1 protein-coding gene and 1 pseudogene are annotated in these 1,094 nt (G+C 33.2%); both read right to left on the bottom strand.

Annotated elements, in window-relative coordinates:
- Positions 1 to 197: pseudogene (locus EKL98_RS18335) on the bottom strand (hypothetical protein); the annotation flags it as partial.
- Positions 198 to 211: 14 nt separating this feature from the next.
- The coding region (porZ, locus tag EKL98_RS17000; protein WP_126563241.1) for a type IX secretion system anionic LPS delivery protein PorZ at positions 212 to 1,094 on the bottom strand (883 nt) is incomplete at its 5' end.

Raw genomic sequence — 1,094 nt, 5'->3', positions numbered from 1 at the left:
AAAGATGGAGTGTTTGTATAGCTTTTTGCCACTAAAAAACCGCTGATGATGAAAAATCCTTGAACAGCAATGCTTGAATTAGAGAAAGTTGCTAAAAATTCCAGACTTTTATTTTGAGAAAGTTCACAAAGATGAGCTAATAGAATATTTGCAGCGAAAAAAAATCTTAAAAAATCAAAGCAATTTTTGTTGTTCATATTCCAATTGAAAATTACCGAATTATCATTACTTTTTTTACTTTGGTTTCGATACCATCTTGAGCGGAAACAAAAATCATATACACGCCAGAAGCGACTTTGTATTTCCCAAAAGCTGTTGTATCCCATTCAATTGTTCCTCCTTCGGAAGTGGTTTCGTACACTAGATTTCCTTCGATGTCGGTGATTTTTATGGTCGCTTTGTTTAACAATCCTGTGATTTTGATTGTTCCTTCGTATTCTGGACGCACTGGATTGGGATAAACATATACATTGCTTAAATCTTCGTTTGCGGATGTTGCTGTTCCTTTAAAAGAAATCATTCCTTTAGTCGTGGCAATAAAAACTTCTCCAGTTGTACTATTTATATCAATATCGTTTATGGTATTACTGGGTAAAGGAGAATTATTAATTGTAAAATGATATTTGGTTTCTTGCCCGTTCGGAGACACTAAAAACACTCCTGAATCTGCTGTTCCAATCCATTTATTATTAGCTCCATCTACAACAATGTCAGTAATAAATTGTTCATACATTAATTCTTGTGCAAGATTATCTTCCAATATGATTATTGGCTTTGTTGTTAATTTATCTTCTGTTAATAAACTATTTACATTAGACAAAACTCTTAATCCTTTTGAAGTTCCAATCCAGAGCTGATTATTATTGTCTACTGCCGCCACTCGAGCATCTTCTGATGGCAAGTTTCCAGTTTCAACACCTACAGTTAATTTTTTAAATATATTGCCTTTTTCGTTAAAACCTATAAGCCCATTATTAATAGTAACAGTCCATTTTGTCCCGTTTTTATCGATAGACATTCTCCCATAAGTAGTGTTTTTGGGGTTGCCAATAATTGATTTTGTCGAAAAACTTTGCCAAGTTCCATCAGTTTTA

It is taken from the genome of Flavobacterium bomense, from assembly GCF_003970355.1.
This window is presented reverse-complemented; position numbering and strand designations above follow the sequence as displayed.